Here is a 14,770-nt window from a genome sequence, read left to right as displayed (position 1 = left end):
GGAGGAACGAGAAGTGAGGACCATGCGCACCACCCCCACGCGAAACATCCGGATGCTCGCCGTCGCGAGCGGGCTCGTCGCCGCCGCGGCGCTCGCCGTCCCCACCGCGAACGCCGAATCCGCCGGAACCTTCGGCGTCACCCAGCTCGCCGCCGCGAGTGACGCCGTCCTCGCCGCCGACGTGGCCGGCACCGCCTGGCGCGTCGACCCGGCGACCTCGACGGTGGTCGTCACCGTCGACTCCACCGTCTCCCCGGCCGAGATCGCGAAGATCAAGCGGCAGGCGGGGGCCAACGCGGGAGCACTGCGCGTCGAGCGCACCCCCGGCACGTTCAACAAGCTGATCTCCGGCGGCGACGCGATCTACGCGAGCAGCTGGCGCTGCTCGCTGGGCTTCAACGTCCGGGACAGCGCGGGGAACTACTACTTCCTCACCGCCGGCCACTGCACCGACGGCGCGGGCACCTGGTACTCCAACTCCTCCCGCACCACCGTGCTCGGCTCCACGACCGGGTCGAGCTTCCCGACCAACGACTACGGCATCGTGCGCTACACCAACAGCTCGGTGACCAAGTCCGGCACGGTCGGCGGCGTCGACATCACCAGCGCCGCCAACGCCACGGTCGGCATGTCCGTCACCCGCCGCGGCTCGACGACCGGCACCCACAGCGGCACGGTGACCGGCCTGAACGCCACCGTGAACTACGGCGGCGGCGACATCGTCTACGGCATGATCCAGACGAACGTCTGCGCCGAGCCGGGCGACTCCGGCGGCCCGCTCTACTCGGGCAGCCGGGCGATCGGCCTCACCTCTGGCGGCAGCGGCAACTGCTCCTCGGGCGGCACGACGTTCTTCCAGCCCGTGACGGAGGCGCTGAGCGCCTACGGGGTGAACGTGTACTAGGCGGGACCGGGCCGGAGAGTCCTTTCGTGAATGCGTTCACAAAAGGACTTCCGGCCCCTTCCTCCGGGCCCTTCTCCGCTCCTTCTCCCAGGTCGACGGGTGTCGAATGGAGATATCGGAGAAATGAGGGACCCGGAGAAGGAGCGCCTGTCATGGAGGCCGAGAAGATGGTGGACGGGCTGGTGCGGGAAGCCCTCGGGGCGCTCGACCGGTTCGAGACCTTCGACCAGGAACGGGTCGACCACATCGTCGAGAAGGCCTCGCTCGCCGCGCTGAGCGCGCACGGCGACCTGGCGAAGCTCGCCGTCGAGGAGACCGGGCGCGGGGTCTTCGAGGACAAGGCGGTCAAGAACCTCTTCGCCTGCGAGCACGTCACCCACTCGATGGCCGGCCTCAAGACCGCCGGAGTCATCCGCCGCGACGAGCTGAACGGCATCACCGAGATCGCCGAACCCGTCGGCGTCGTCTGCGCGATGACCCCCGTCACCAACCCCACCTCGACCACCGTCTTCAAGGCGCTCATCGCCCTCAAGACCCGCAACCCGATCGTCTTCGCCTTCCACCCGTCCGCGCAGAAGTGCTCCGCCGAGGCCGCCAGGATCGTCCGCGACGCAGCGATCGCCGCCGGCGCCCCTCAGGGGTGCGTGCAGTGGATCGAGGAGCCCTCCATGGAGGCCACCGGCCTCCTCATGCGCCACGAGGGCGTCTCCACCATCCTCGCCACCGGCGGGAACGCGATGGTCAGGGCCGCCTACTCGTGCGGCAAGCCCGCCCTCGGCGTCGGCGCAGGAAACGTCCCCGCGTACGTCACCAAGAGCGCCAGGCTCCAGCGCGCGATCCACGACATCGTGCTCTCCAAGGCCTTCGACAACGGCATGATCTGCGCCTCCGAGCAGGCCGTCATCCTCGACGACGAGGTGTACGAGGAGGGGCTCGCCGAGTTCGAACGGCTCGGCGCCCACGTCGTCACCGCCGCCGAGAAGACCAAGCTGGAGGAGTACGTCTTCGGAACCACCGCGTACGCGACGAACTGCGGCGGCGCCAGGCTCAACGCGGCCGTCGTCGGCAAGTCCCCGCACTGGATCGCCGAGCAGGCCGGCTTCGAGGTCCCCGAGGGCACCTCGGTCCTCCTCGCCGAATGCGCGGAGGTCGGCGAGGCCGAGCCGCTCACCCGCGAGAAGCTCTCCCCGGTCCTCGCCGCCCTCAGGGCCGACTCCACCGAGCACGGCCTCGAACTCTCGGCCCGCATGGTCGAGTTCCACGGCCTCGGCCACAGCGCCGCGATCCACGCCGAGGACGAGGAACTCGCCGAGGAGTTCGGCAAGCGCGTCAAGGCGATCCGGGTCATCGTCAACGCCCCCTCCACCTTCGGCGGCATCGGCGACGTCTACAACTCCTTCCTCCCCTCGCTCACCCTCGGCTGCGGCTCGTACGGACACAACTCCGTGTCGGACAACGTCGGCGCGGTCGACCTGATCAACGTCAAGCGGATCGGACGGCGCAACAACAACGTGCAGTGGTACAAGGTCCCGCCGAAGATCTACTTCGAGCGGGGCGCCATCCGCCACCTCGGCGAGATGGAGGGCCTGAAGCGGGTCACGATCGTCACCGACCGGACCATGGACGAGATCGGCTTCGTCCGGAAGGTCACCGACATCCTCCACGGCCGCCCGGAGCCCGTCACCGTCCAGGTCATCGACTCCGTCGAGCCCGACCCGGAGCTCGCCACCGTCCGGGCCGGCGCCGCCGCCATGCGGGACTTCCGGCCGGACACGATCATCGCCCTCGGCGGCGGCTCCCCGATGGACGCGGCGAAGATCATGTGGCTGATGTACGAGCGGCCCGAGGTCGAGTTCGCGGACACCAAGGAGAAGTTCTTCGACATCCGCAAGCGCGCCTACCGCTTCCCGAAGCTCGGCGAGAAGGCGAAGCTGGTCGCGATCCCGACCACCTCGGGCACCGGCAGCGAGGTCACCCCCTTCGCGGTCATCTCCGACCCCGAGGCCGCGCGGAAGTACCCGCTCGCCGACTACGCGCTCACCCCGGACGTGGCCATCGTCGACCCGGTGCTGCCGATGGACCTCCCGGCCACGGTCACCGCCGATTCGGGCTTCGACGCCCTCACCCACGCCACCGAGGCGTACGTCTCGGCCTACGCCAACGACTTCACCGACGGCCAGTGCCTCCAGGCGATCAAGCTGATCTTCGAGAACCTGGAGGCCTGTGTGACGGAGGGCGCCAAGGCTCCCGAGGCCCGCGAGAGGATGCACAACGCGTCCACCATCGCCGGCATGGCCTTCGCCAACGCCTTCCTCGGCCTGGTCCATGCCATGGCCCACACCCTCGGCAACACCTTCCACGTCGCCCACGGCCGCACCAACGCGCTGCTGCTCCCGCACGTGATCCGGCACAACGGCACCGTCACCCACAAGGCCGTGCCGTGGCCGAAGGCCGAGGTCTACCGGGCCCCGGAGCGGTACCAGGAGATCGCACGGACGCTCGGCCTGCCGGCCGGGACCCCGGAGGAGGGCGTGGAGTCCTACGCCCGGGCGGTCGAGGAGCTCCGTACCCGGTGCGGCATCCCGGCCTCCTTCCGGGAGGAGGGCGTCGACGAGGCGGCCTTCCTCGCGGCCCTGCCGCAGCAGGCGATGAACGCCTACGCCGACCAGTGCGCGCCCGCCAACCCGCGGATGCCGATGATCGACGAGATGAAGGAACTGATGACCCAGGCGTACTACGGCGGGTAGGCCGCCGGCACGGACGAGGCCCCCGCCGCCCGGCGGGGGCCTCGCGCACGTCCGCGCTACGCCGGGGTCCCGCCCATCTCCGAGGCGATCGGCTCGGCCTTCGGCTTCCGCTTCACCGAGGACAGCACCAGGGTGACCGCGGCGCCGACGATCGCCCATACCGACAGGATCACCATCGAGGCGGTCATGCCGTTGCCCTTGAAGTACGCGATGGAACGCGCCGCCCAGGTACCCGCGCCCGGTGGCAGGTACGGGCCGATCGCCCGCCAGAACGGCGGCAGCATCGGCAGCGGGAAGGCGCCGCCCGCGCTGGGGTTGCCGGCGATCACGATGAGCAGGATCGCCAGGCCGATGCCGACGATCCCGAAGACGGACTGGAGGGCGAGGGTGGCGGCGCCGACGGCGAACACCACCAGGGTGCCCAGGCCCCACAGGGCCGCGATGCTGCCCGGCAGGGCGCCGAGGATCGGGCCGACGATGATCGCGCCGCCGAGGCCGCCGAGCGCCGCGTAGAGCGCGAGCACCCCGAGGCGGATGATCGCGCGCTCCCGGTTGGCCGGCCGCGAGCCCGCGCTGATCGCGAGGATCGCGGCACAGATGTAGCCGCCGACGCACCAGCCGATGACCAGGTAGAAGGCGGAGAGCCCGTTGAAGTCCTGGGAGGAGGACGGGGCCACGTCGACGGTCCGCACGAGACGCTGGTTGGCCGCCTCCAGCTTCGTGATCATCGCCTCCAGGGTCGCGGAGAGCACCTTTCCGCCGCCGGAGGCGACGAGCAGGGTGTCGGTGCGGCCCCGCGGGTCGACGATCAGGGCCCCGTCGATGTCCCGGTTCAGGATCTGGTCCCGCGCCTCGGCCTCGTCCGCGACCACGCGCGGGTCGAGGGGATCGCCGGGCAGCTCCTCCAGCCGGTCCTCGAGGACGGTGGCGGCCTGCCCGGGGGCGACCACGCCGAAGGGGACGTCCGTGGGCTTCGGATTGTGCAGGGCCCCGACGTACGAGGTGATGAACAGGAGCTGGAGGGCGAAGACGCCGACGACGAGCAGGGCGGCTCGGGGGGTGACGGCGCTTTTCAGTTCATCGACGAGGCTCATGCCCCCCAGGCTCCGGCGCAGCGGGTGTTTCCGCAGGTGGGGGCGCCTGAACGGGTTATCGCACAAACGTTCACCCAGGGCGGGAAGGCCGCCCCCGTCGGGCTGCCCGACCTCGACGAGACCGAACGCCTCGGCGCCGAACTCGGCATCCTCGGCATGGACGCCTCCCGCGGACCTCGCCGAACTGCGCGCCTCCGTCGTCCCGAACGAGGCCTCCCGGTCGGCGGTCGCCGAGGGCTCCTTCGACCCGACGGACGAGAAGGCCCGCCGGATCGAGGAGGTGGCGGACCGGGCCCGGGCGGAGTTCGGCCCGAGAGCGGTCCTCCCGGGCTCCCCGGCGGCCTGAAATGCCTCCCGACAGCGCTTCTTGACGACACATCACTTTTTACCGACGCGTAACTTCCCAGCCGAGGCTACCGATGCGTAGCTTGGCTGAAGCGCATCCCCACCGCGCATCCCCACTTGTGGTCCGGACCGCAGGGCACAGCACCCCCACCTTCCCCTTGAGCCGCAAGGAGATCGCCCGATGCTGCCCCGGATGTCCTCGAAGCCCTGGAAGAACGCCGTCAGAGCGCTGTCCGTCCTCCTGCTGACCGCCGCCGCCACCCTCGCACCGACCGCCGCCGCCTCCGCCGGAACGGAGACCGCCACCGCACCCAGCCGTGGCTGGAACGACTTCTCCTGCAAGCCGTCCGCCGCGCACCCGCGCCCCGTCGTCCTCGTCCACGGCACCTTCGGGAACTCCGTCGACAACTGGCTGGTCCTCGCGCCCTACCTGGTCAACCGCGGCTACTGCGTCTTCTCGCTCGACTACGGCCAGCTGCCGGGCGTGCCGTTCTTCAACGGACTCGGACCCATCGCCGCCTCCGCCGGGCAGCTCGACACCTACGTCGACCGGGTCCTCGCCGCCACCGGCGCCCCGAAGGCCGACCTCGTCGGACACTCGCAGGGCGGCATGATGCCCCGCTGGTACCTCAAGTTCCTCGGCGGGGCCGAGAAGGTGAACGCGCTCGTCGGGATCGCCCCCGACAACCACGGCACCACCCTGCTCGGCCTCACCAGACTCCTGCCGTACTTCCCCGGCGCCGAGGACCTGATCAGCTCCACGACCCCCGGCCTCGCCGACCAGATCGCCGGCTCGGCCTTCATCACCAAGCTCAACGAGGGCGGCGACACCGTCCCCGGCGTCCGCTACCACGTCATCGCGACCCAGTACGACGAAGTCGTCACCCCCTACCGCTCCCAGTTCCTCAGCGGCCCGAACGTCACCAACGTCCTCATCCAGGACAAATGCGCGCTCGACCTCTCCGAGCACGTGGCCATCGGCACGGTGGACCGCGTCACCTTCCACGAGGTCGCCAACGCCCTCGACCCGGCCCACGCCACCCCGACCACCTGCCTCTCGGTGATCGGCTAGCCCCTGCCCGGAAGACGGAACCAGGCGGGACCTTCCCGGAGAGGACCCAGGTGACCTGGCCCCGGGCCGAGGACCTGGCCCCGGGCCCAGGACCTGGCCCCGGGCCCAGGACCTAGCCCCGGACCCGGCGCCGGGCCGTCCCGAACAGCAACGCCGCACCGAGCAGCAGCACGGCGGCGCCACCGGCCGCGAGGAACGGCGTGGTGGCGCCGCCGCCCGTCTCCGCCAGCTCCACCCCGGAACCCGAACCGGCCGCCGAAGCGGGCGCGTTGGGTTCGGCGGCGGCCGTCTCCGACGGAGCGGGCTCGGCGGCGGCCGTCTCCGGACGGGTGGGCTCGGGGGCCGCCGCCGTCTCCTCCGCGCCGGTCGCCGCGTCGCCGTCCCCGTGCCCGCCGTGCTCGACCGAGGACTCGCCCGCGCCGGCCTCGATCTGCTCGTCGGTGGGCGCGGAGGCGGTAGGAGCCGGAGCCGTACCGCCCCCGTCCTGCCCGAACACCACGTCCGAGCAGGTGTAGAACGCCTCCGGGGAGTCCGACCGCTGCCAGATCGAATAGATCAGATGACGCCCGGACTTCCTCGGCACCGTCCCCCGGAACACGTAGTCGCCGTTCTCCATCCCCGGATCGGTCACCGTGGCGAACGGCTTCTCCTCCAGGTCCGACCACTTCAGCGGCTTCGTCGGGTCGTACCCGTCCTTCGTCACGTACAGCGCGAACGACCCCCTGTGCGGAGCCGTCCCCTTGTACCGGAACGTGTGCGCTCCCGCCGTCATCCGGCTCGCCGGCCAGTCGGCCCGCGCCAGGTCGAGCCCCCGGTACTTGTCGTTGCCCGCGCTGCACAGCTTGCCGTCCGGGATCAACCGCCGGTGCTGCCCCGCCGCGTTCGCGATGTTCACCGCGTTCCAGTCGTAGAACGCCTGCGTCCCGCTCGCCGCCACCGCGGCCTTGCACGCGGCCGACTTCGGCGCCTCCGGCCCCTCCGCGTAACACCCCGCCACCCGGCTCACCGGATCCGTCATCGAGCCGTGCGCGAAAGCGGGCGCGACGGCGAGACCCGACAGGACCAGAGCGGAGGTGGCGACTGCCGCGGCCGTACGGCGAGAGCTCATAGGGGGACAACTCCTTCACGAGGGTGGGTGTGGGGGGTTGCCGAGCAAACTAGCCGCGGACGAAGGACGGATGACGGCCTTTAGGGCCGCGTTAAGGCACAGGTAAGAGGGGCCTGAGGAACGTCAGCCCAGGTGCCGGTAGCGCCGCTCCGGGCGGCCCGTGCCGCCGTAGCGGAGGCTGACCTCGGCGCGGCCCGTCTGGGCGAAGTACTCGAGGTAGCGGCGGGCGCTCACGCGGGAGAGGGAACCCGCTTCGGCGCACTCGGTGGCGGACAGGCCCTCCGGGTGGGAGCGGAGGACGGAGTCGACGAGGTCGGCCGTGTGGGCGGCGAGGCCCTTCGGGAGTTCGCGGGAGCCGCGGGGGCGGGCGCCGAAGATCTGGTCGACGTCCTCCTGGCGGGCCTCGTCGAGCTCGTCGAGGCGGGTGCGGAGGGAGGCGACGTGGCGGAGCTGCTCGTGCAGGGCCGCCTGGCTGAAGGGCTTGATGAGGTAGTGCAGCGCCCCGGCGCGGAGGGCCGAGCGGATGGTGCCGACGTCCCGGGCGGCGGTGATGAAGAGCGCGTCCATGCCGAGACCGGCGGCGCGCAGCTCCCGCAGCACCCGGACCCCGTCCATGTCCGGCAGGAAGACGTCGAGGAGCACCAGGTCGGGGCGGAGGCGCTCGGCGGCCCGCAGGGCCTCGGCGCCGCTGTGCGCGACCCCGGACACGCGGAAGCCCGGCACGGCCGACACATAGCGGCAGTGCAGCTTGGCGACCATGAAGTCGTCGTCCACCACCAGCACGTTCGTCACGCCGACACGGTAGGTCCCGACCACAACGACCACAACGTCCGTTGATTGCGGAAGAGAGACAGCTTCTTCACGTACCGGCAACATGTGGGCCACCTCACACCCCCTATCCCTCTACCTGAGAGGCGGCTCCCGTGCGGTTGCGCACCCCCTTCGCCCTCCTCGGGGCGGCGCTGCTCGTGCTGGTGGGTCCCCCGCTGCTCAGTCCCGGCAGCGGCTCCGACACCGGCACCCGGATACCCGGCCTGCGCTTCATGGTCCCCAACACCCCCGGCGGCGGATACGACATCACCGCCCGCACCGCGGCCAAGAACGCCGAGGAAGCGGGCCTCACCGGCGACATCGAGGTCTTCAACCTGCCCGGCGCGGGCGGCACCGTCGGCCTCACCCGGCTCGTCGGCGAACGCGGCAACGGCCGCCTCGCCATGTCCATGGGCCTCGGCGTCGTCGGCGCCGTCCACACCAACAAGACCCCCAGGACCCTCGCCGACACCACCCCGATCGCCCGGCTCACCGAGGAGCAGGACATCGTGGTGGTCGGCAAGGACTCCCCGTACAAGACCATCCAGGACCTGCTCGCCGCCTGGAAGAAGGACCCCGGGAAGCTGCCCGTCGGCGGCGGCTCCTCGCCCGGCGGCCCCGACCACCTCGCCCCGATGCTGATGGCCCAGGCCGCCGGGATCGCCCCCAAGGACGTGAACTACGTCCCCTTCGACGGCGGCGGCGAACTCCTCGCCTCCATCCTGGGCGACAAGGTCGGCTTCGGCGTCTCCGGCGTCGGCGAGTACCTCGACCAGATCAAGGCGGGGGAGCTGCGCCTCCTCGCCGTCACCGGCCCGCAGCGGGTCCCCGGCCTCGACGCCCCCACGCTCCGCGAGGCGGGCCTCGACACCGAGTTCACCAACTGGCGCGGCATCGTCGCCCCGCCCGGTCTCTCCGACGCCGAGCGCGAGAAGCTCGTGGGACTGGTGACGGAGCTGCACGACTCCCCGCAGTGGCGCGAGTCGCTGAAGACCCACGGCTGGAACGACGCCTTCCTGCCCGGCGACGAGTTCGGCGCCTTCCTCACCGAGCAGGACCGGCGGGTCGGCTCCGTCCTGAAGGAGCTCGGCCTGTGACCACCACGCTCAAGAGCCTGCTGCGCGGGCGGTCCGAACTCGGCGTCGGCGCCCTGCTCCTCCTCCTCGGCGTCCTCGTCCTCACCGACGCCCTCACCCTCGACGCCGACGTCACCGGCCGCGGCCCCGTCGGGCCCGCCACCGTCCCCCTCGTGGTCGGCTGCGGTCTCCTGATCGTCGCCGTCCTCCTCACCGTCGACGTCCTGCGCGGCGGCCGCGGCGAGGCCGAGTCCGGCGAGGACGTCGACCTGACGGAACCCGCGGACTGGCGCACGGTCCTGCTCCTCGCCGGAGTCTTCCTCGCCTTCGCCGTCCTCATCGGCCCCCTCGGCTTCCCCGTCGCGGGCGCCCTCCTCTTCTGGGGTGCGGCGTACGCCCTCGGCAGCCGGCACCTCCACCGCGACCCGCTGATCGCGGCCGGCCTCTCGCTCCTCACCTACGCCGTCTTCGACAAGCTGCTCGGCGTCCCGCTGCCCGGCGGCCCGCTGATGGGAGTGATCTGACCCGTGGATTCCCTGAACTCCCTGATCGACGGCTTCGGGACCGCCCTCACCCCGGTGAACCTGCTGTGGGCCGCGATCGGCGTGCTCCTCGGCACGGCCATCGGCGTCCTGCCCGGCATCGGCCCGGCGATGGCCGTCGCCCTGCTGCTCCCGGTGACGTACGGACTCGAACCGACCGGCGCCTTCATCATGTTCGCCGGCATCTACTACGGCGCCATGTTCGGCGGCTCCACCACGTCGATCCTGCTCAACACCCCGGGGGAGAGCGCCGCCGTCGTCGCGGCCATCGAGGGGAATCCGATGGCCAAGACGGGGCGGGGTGCCCAGGCGCTCGCCGCGGCCGCCATCGGTCACTTCGCCGGCGGCATGATCGGCACGATCCTGCTCGTCGTCCTCGCCCCGACCGTCGCCGCGCTCGCCGTCGACATCGGCGCCCCCGACTACCTCGCGCTCATGGTCCTCGCCTTCATCGCGGTGACCTCGGTCCTCGGCTCGTCCCGCATCCGCGGCCTCGCCTCCCTCCTCATCGGTCTGACGATCGGCCTGGTCGGCCTCGACCAGATGACCGGACAGCAGCGCCTCACCTTCGGCTCGCTCCAGCTCGCCGACGGCGTGGACGTCGTGATCGTCGCGGTCGGCCTCTTCGCCATCGGCGAGGCCCTGTGGGTCGCCGCGCACCTGCGCCGCACGGCCGGCGAGGCCATTCCGGTCGGCCGCCCCTGGCTGGGCGGGGACGACGTCCGGCGGACCTGGAAGTCCTGGCTGCGCGGCCCCCTCATCGGCTTCCCGTTCGGCGCGATCCCTGCCGGCGGCGCCGAGATCCCGACGTTCCTGTCGTACGTCACGGAGAAGCGGCTCTCGAAGCACAAGGAGCAGTTCGGCAAGGGCGCCATCGAGGGCGTCGCCGGACCCGAGTCGGCGGCCTCGGCCTCCGCGGCCGGCACCCTCGTCTCCATGCTGACCCTGGGCCTGCCCACGACCGCCGTCGCCGCCGTGATGCTGGCCGCGTTCCAGCAGTACGGCATCCAGCCCGGCCCGCTGCTCTTCGAGCGGGAACCGGAACTGGTCTGGGGCCTGATCGCCTCGCTGTTCGTCGGCATGGTGCTGCTGCTCGCGCTCAACCTGCCGCTCGCGCCGGTCTGGGCCAAGCTGCTGCGCATCCCGCGCCCGTACCTGTACGCCGGCATCCTGTTCTTCGCCGCCGTCGGGGCGTACGCGGTGGGAGGCGAGGCGCTCGACCTGGTCGTCCTGCTCGTCATCGGCCTGCTCGGCCTCGGGATGCGGCGCTACGGCCTGCCGGTGCTGCCGGCGGTCATCGGCGTCATCCTCGGCCCGGCCGCCGAACAGCAGCTGCGGCGCGCCCTCCAGATCAGCGACGGATCGCTGACGGGCCTGGTGAACACGCCGTTCGCGATCACCGTGTACGCGGTCGTCGTGATCCTGCTGGCCTGGCCGCTGCTGAGGAGGGCGATCACCCGGCGCACCCCGCACTGACCGTACGACGGTATGCGCGCCCGCTGTCCAACTCGCCCCCGATGGGGTGAGTTTCGGACAGCGGGCGGCTTGATCCGGTATCCCTGGCGGGCAGCACCATCCCCCCACGTTCCGAAGGGACCCCGCTCATGCGCGTCCGTATCGCCCTCGTCGCAGGCGCCCTGCTCGCCGCCGCCGTCGCCCCCCTCGCCCACGCGGAAGAGGCCGACAGCCTCTCCATCGACGGACACGGCACCGTCGCCTCCGACGGCACGGTGAGCCTGTCCGGCACGTACCGCTGCATCGACGACAGCGCCGGCCCCGTCTTCGTCAGCGCCACCCTCGTCCAGGGGGACCACTCCGCCGGCATCGGCGGCACCCAGGCCGTCTGCGACGGCCGCGACCACACGTGGGTCAACACCTCCGTCGTGAAGGAACCCGCCTACCAGGCAGGCGCCGCCCAGGTCCGCGCCCACCTCATGCAGCTCACCACCGGCGAGATGGGCCTGCCGACGCCCGCCTTCCTCGCCTCCGAGGACTCGGGCGTCGAACTGAGCTGAGCCGTACGGGGCCCGGAACCGGGCGCGTACGCCGGCCCTAGTGCAGCAGGTCGATCAGGCCCTGACGGCCGAGCAGTTCGAGCTCGTCGAGGGCCACCACGGCACGGGCCGCCGCCTCCGGGTCGGAGGCGGTGAGGCCGCTCGCCGCGAACTCGTCCTCGTCGAGCCGCAGGACCTCGCTGCCGTCCGCCGACACCCACAGGTCCAGGTCCAGGTCCTCGACCACCACCCCCGAGCCGTCGATCACGGCCGGACGGGTGATGTCGCAGTACCACCCCTTGAGGGCGCCCTCGGCGGACCACACCTCCTTGACCGTGAACCAGCGGTCGCTCCAGTAGTGCTCCACGAAGACGTCACCCGGCTCGAACCGCACGAAGCCGAAGTCCCGCACGCCCTCGGCCGCCCACGGGGCACGCACCGAGAGCCGGGCGCCGTCCTCGGTGAGCACCTCGGCCGGGTAACGGATCTTCGTCCGGCCCGCCTTCGTCAGGGTGACCTCAACCGATCGTCCGGACATGCCGTACCTCCCGCACCGCGATCTCGTACCCGAACCACTTGTTGATCGCCAGCATCGGCTCGTTCCCGGTGTCGTTCCCGGTGAAGGCTTCCGTGCAGCCCGCCGCACGGGCCCGGTGCAGCGACGCGTTCTTGACGAGCTTGGCGAGCCCGCGGCCCCGGAACGCGGGCGAGGTGCCCGTCATCCCCGAGCAGTACCGGCCGAGACCGTCCGTCTGCGCCGCGCTGAACGCCGCCGGGACACCGTCCACCACCGCGACCGTCGTCAGCGCCCGGTCGAGCAGCGGATGCTCCCAGGTGGTCGCCCGCCAGTGCGCGTAGTCGTCCATCTCCATGCCCACGTCGCCCGGCTCGTCGGCCGTCGTCACCGCGTCCAGCTCGAACAGCGGCCGCGGATCGGCCGCGAAGTCCTCCGCCGTGAGCAGCTCGACACCGGCCGGTGGCGCCTGGAGCGGCGGCAGCGCCGCGGTGGTGAGGTCGAGCCGCAGGAAGTAGGCCGAACGGCTGGGGGAGTACCCCCGACGCCCGGCCCAGGCGAGGTCCTCGGGCGTGTCCAGGACCCAGCTGTACAGGGTCCGCGCGCCCCGCTCGGCGAGGTGCTCCTCGGCGGCGCGCAGCAGCAGCCCTCCGGCGCCCCGCCCCAGGTGCGCGGGGTCCACGTACACGTTGACGGAGCCGACGCCGGGCTCCGGGGCGTCGTGGGCGATCCGCACCTGCGCGGTACCGATGATGCCGCCGTCGTCGGTCACCGCCACGAGCGGACGCTCGTGGCCCGCGGGGTGGGCGTGCGCCCATTCGAACGCGAACTGCTCGGCGGTCGCGAGCATGAACGGGAGCGCGGCACGGCGGACCCGGGCGAAGCCTTCGGCGTCCCCTGCCGTCACATCACGGACGATCACAGTCATGGGGCCGCACGCTACGGGCCGGGGGTGCGCCGCCGCCTCCCATTTTCCGGCGGGGTGAGGGCAGAATCGGCGGGGTGACACTCACCATCGCCGTGGACCACGAATCCACCACCGCTCCGTACGAACAGCTGCGTGCCCAGATCTCGGAGCGGGCCCGGTCGGGCAGACTGCCGGTCGGATACAAGCTGCCGACGGTACGAGGGCTCGCGGAGCAGCTGGGCCTCGCAGCGAACACGGTCGCCAAGGCGTACAAGGCGCTGGAGGCGGACGGGGTCATCGAGACGCGCGGGCGGCACGGGACCTTCGTCGCGGCCGCCGGCGACGCCGCCAGCCGCCGGGCCGCCACCGCCGCCGCCCAGTTCGCCGAGGAGGCCCGCCGCCTCGGCCTCAGCCGTGAGGCGGCGGAAGCGGCGCTGAACGAGGCGCTCCGCGCCGCCTACGACAGCTGAGACGTCGCGGGATCCGCGTGTACCGGCCCTCCGGGGCCGGGACCTCCGGCACCGGCCTCTACAGGTACAGTCCCGCACCCGCCGTGCGGGGCTCCGGGAGTTCCGCGGGGGGCGTGCCGCGGCGCAGCGCGAACAGTTCCGCCAGCGTCGCGCCCTCGCGCGGCACGTCCTCCTCGCGCCCGAGCCACGCCACCGACTCCGTCCGGGTCAGCGGCCCGACCTCGATGCGGGCCAGGCAGCGGCCCGGACGGACCACGGCCGGGTGCAGCCGCTCCAGGTCCTCGTTGGTGGTGACGCCGACCAGGACGTTGCGCCCCTGCCCGAGCAGACCGTCCGTCAGGTTGAGCAGCCGCGACAGGGCCTGCCCCGCCGTGTGCTTCGCCTCGCCCCGGATCAGCTCGTCGCAGTCCTCCAGGAGCAGCAGCCGCCACCGCCCCTTCGCCGTGCCCTCGTCCTCGCCGATGGCGATGTCCATCAGATAGCCGACGTCGTTGAAGAGCCGCTCCGGGTCGAGCACGCAGTCCACCTGGCACCAGTCGCGCCACGACCGGGCCAGGGTCCGCAGCGCGGACGTCTTGCCCGTCCCCGGCGGCCCGTGCAGCAGCAGCAGCCGGCCGGCGATGGAGTCCGGGGTCACCTTCATGAGGCGGTCCATGGAATCGGCCACCTTCGCCGAGTAGTTGGGCCGAACCTCCTCCCACGTGCCCGCGCTGATCTGCCGGGTGGTCCGGTGCGGGCCGCGCCGGGGAGACACGTACCAGAATCCCATCGTCACGTTCTCGGGCTGCGGCTCCGGCTCGTCCTTCGCGCCGTCCGTGGCCTCCTTGAGGATCCGCTCCGCCAGCTCCGCGTCGGCGGCCGTCACGGTGACGTCCGCACCCCGGTTCCAACGCGAGATCAGCAGCGTCCAGCCGTCGCCCTCGGCGAGCAGGGCGCTGCGGTCGTCGTCCTTCGCGGCCCGCAGCACTCGGGCGCCCGCCGGGAGCAGCGTCGCCTCGGGCTTCACCCGGTCCACGGTGGTGCTGTGCGAGTGGGGCTGCTCGCCGGTCGCGAAGCGGCCGAGGAACAGCGCGTCGACGACGTCCGACGGCGAGTCGCTGTCGTCGAGGTTGAGCCGGATCGGCAGCGACCGCTGCGGCTCGGACGGTTCCGGTGGGGTGTCAGCCATGGCGCCCATGATCCGGCAA

At 71.9% G+C, this 14,770-nt stretch carries 14 protein-coding genes; 8 read left to right on the top strand and 6 right to left on the bottom strand.

Going from position 1 to position 14,770, the window contains the following annotated elements; translation table 11 throughout:
* Positions 1-13: 13 nt before the first annotated feature.
* A complete protein-coding gene (locus tag OO54_RS26245) occupies positions 14-904 on the top strand; it encodes a S1 family peptidase (protein WP_033207169.1) in 891 nt (296 codons plus the stop codon).
* A 152-nt stretch (positions 905-1,056) separates the two neighbouring features.
* The gene (gene adhE / locus OO54_RS26240) at positions 1,057-3,651 is read left to right on the top strand and encodes a bifunctional acetaldehyde-CoA/alcohol dehydrogenase (protein ID WP_033207167.1); all 2,595 of its coding nucleotides are present in this window, start codon (positions 1,057-1,059) and stop codon (positions 3,649-3,651) included.
* Positions 3,652-3,707: 56 nt separating this feature from the next.
* Here adhE and OO54_RS26235 read toward each other — a convergent pair whose 3' ends face one another.
* Positions 3,708-4,745 carry an ABC-2 transporter permease gene (locus OO54_RS26235; protein ID WP_033207165.1) on the bottom strand — a complete coding sequence of 346 codons (1,038 nt, stop codon included), beginning with the start codon at positions 4,743-4,745 and terminating at the stop codon, positions 3,708-3,710.
* 526 nt (positions 4,746-5,271) lie between these two features.
* Here OO54_RS26235 and OO54_RS26230 point away from each other — a divergent pair.
* Positions 5,272-6,162, top strand: coding sequence for an esterase/lipase family protein (locus OO54_RS26230; RefSeq protein WP_051787192.1), 891 nt, complete (start codon positions 5,272-5,274; stop codon positions 6,160-6,162).
* Positions 6,163-6,274: 112 nt separating this feature from the next.
* Here OO54_RS26230 and OO54_RS26225 read toward each other — a convergent pair whose 3' ends face one another.
* Positions 6,275-7,270: a lytic polysaccharide monooxygenase auxiliary activity family 9 protein gene (locus tag OO54_RS26225; RefSeq protein ID WP_033207164.1), complete on the bottom strand. Its 996-nt coding sequence runs from the start codon at positions 7,268-7,270 to the stop codon at positions 6,275-6,277.
* A 123-nt stretch (positions 7,271-7,393) separates the two neighbouring features.
* On the bottom strand, positions 7,394-8,062 hold the full coding sequence (locus tag OO54_RS26220) for a response regulator (RefSeq protein ID WP_078905349.1): 669 nt from the start codon (positions 8,060-8,062) through the stop codon (positions 7,394-7,396).
* Between the two features lie 131 nt (positions 8,063-8,193).
* Here OO54_RS26220 and OO54_RS26215 point away from each other — a divergent pair, with 131 nt between their 5' ends.
* The 4 genes from OO54_RS26215 (at position 8,194) to OO54_RS26200 (ending at position 11,713) form a co-directional block, all read left to right on the top strand.
* The gene (locus OO54_RS26215; protein ID WP_033207162.1) at positions 8,194-9,177 is read left to right on the top strand and encodes a Bug family tripartite tricarboxylate transporter substrate binding protein; all 984 of its coding nucleotides are present in this window, start codon (positions 8,194-8,196) and stop codon (positions 9,175-9,177) included.
* The gene (locus tag OO54_RS26210) at positions 9,174-9,680 is read left to right on the top strand and encodes a tripartite tricarboxylate transporter TctB family protein (protein ID WP_033207160.1); all 507 of its coding nucleotides are present in this window, start codon (positions 9,174-9,176) and stop codon (positions 9,678-9,680) included. Before OO54_RS26215 ends, OO54_RS26210 begins: the two co-directional genes overlap by 4 nt.
* Positions 9,681-9,683: 3 nt before the next feature.
* Positions 9,684-11,174 (top strand): tripartite tricarboxylate transporter permease, encoded by a 1,491-nt coding sequence (locus tag OO54_RS26205; protein WP_017241596.1) that lies wholly within the window; start codon positions 9,684-9,686, stop codon positions 11,172-11,174.
* A gap of 128 nt (positions 11,175-11,302) precedes the next feature.
* On the top strand, positions 11,303-11,713 hold the full coding sequence (locus OO54_RS26200) for a DUF6299 family protein (protein WP_033207158.1): 411 nt from the start codon (positions 11,303-11,305) through the stop codon (positions 11,711-11,713).
* A 37-nt stretch (positions 11,714-11,750) separates the two neighbouring features.
* Here the strand turns inward: OO54_RS26200 and OO54_RS26195 are convergent, their stop codons facing one another.
* The gene (locus OO54_RS26195; RefSeq protein WP_017241598.1) at positions 11,751-12,230 is read right to left on the bottom strand and encodes a ribonuclease FAU-1 family protein; all 480 of its coding nucleotides are present in this window, start codon (positions 12,228-12,230) and stop codon (positions 11,751-11,753) included.
* Positions 12,211-13,134: a GNAT family N-acetyltransferase gene (locus OO54_RS26190; RefSeq protein ID WP_033207156.1), complete on the bottom strand. Its 924-nt coding sequence runs from the start codon at positions 13,132-13,134 to the stop codon at positions 12,211-12,213. Before OO54_RS26190 ends, OO54_RS26195 begins: the two co-directional genes overlap by 20 nt.
* Positions 13,135-13,208: 74 nt before the next feature.
* Between OO54_RS26190 and OO54_RS26185 the strand changes: the two genes are divergently transcribed.
* Complete coding sequence (locus tag OO54_RS26185) at positions 13,209-13,583, top strand: GntR family transcriptional regulator (protein WP_017241600.1); 375 nt, start codon at positions 13,209-13,211, stop codon at positions 13,581-13,583.
* Between the two features lie 58 nt (positions 13,584-13,641).
* On the opposite strand, the gene OO54_RS26180 is transcribed toward OO54_RS26185, so the two are convergent.
* Complete coding sequence (locus OO54_RS26180) at positions 13,642-14,760, bottom strand: DUF5925 domain-containing protein (protein ID WP_033207154.1); 1,119 nt, start codon at positions 14,758-14,760, stop codon at positions 13,642-13,644.
* Positions 14,761-14,770 lie beyond the last annotated feature (10 nt).

It is taken from the genome of Streptomyces wedmorensis, assembly GCF_000716445.1.
GTDB classification, from domain to species: Bacteria; Actinomycetota; Actinomycetes; order Streptomycetales; family Streptomycetaceae; genus Streptomyces; species Streptomyces wedmorensis.
This window is presented reverse-complemented; position numbering and strand designations above follow the sequence as displayed.

Coding starts and splice junctions, on each gene's coding strand:
- OO54_RS26180 (WP_033207154.1), bottom strand. CDS start 14,760: ATGGGCGCCATGGCTGACACCCCACCGGAACCGTCCGAGCCGCAGCGG.
- adhE (WP_033207167.1), top strand. CDS start 1,057: ATGGAGGCCGAGAAGATGGTGGACGGGCTGGTGCGGGAAGCCCTCGGG.
- OO54_RS26195 (WP_017241598.1), bottom strand. CDS start 12,230: ATGTCCGGACGATCGGTTGAGGTCACCCTGACGAAGGCGGGCCGGACG.
- OO54_RS26235 (WP_033207165.1), bottom strand. CDS start 4,745: ATGAGCCTCGTCGATGAACTGAAAAGCGCCGTCACCCCCCGAGCCGCC.
- OO54_RS26225 (WP_033207164.1), bottom strand. CDS start 7,270: ATGAGCTCTCGCCGTACGGCCGCGGCAGTCGCCACCTCCGCTCTGGTC.
- OO54_RS26190 (WP_033207156.1), bottom strand. CDS start 13,134: ATGACTGTGATCGTCCGTGATGTGACGGCAGGGGACGCCGAAGGCTTC.
- OO54_RS26200 (WP_033207158.1), top strand. CDS start 11,303: ATGCGCGTCCGTATCGCCCTCGTCGCAGGCGCCCTGCTCGCCGCCGCC.
- OO54_RS26230 (WP_051787192.1), top strand. CDS start 5,272: ATGCTGCCCCGGATGTCCTCGAAGCCCTGGAAGAACGCCGTCAGAGCG.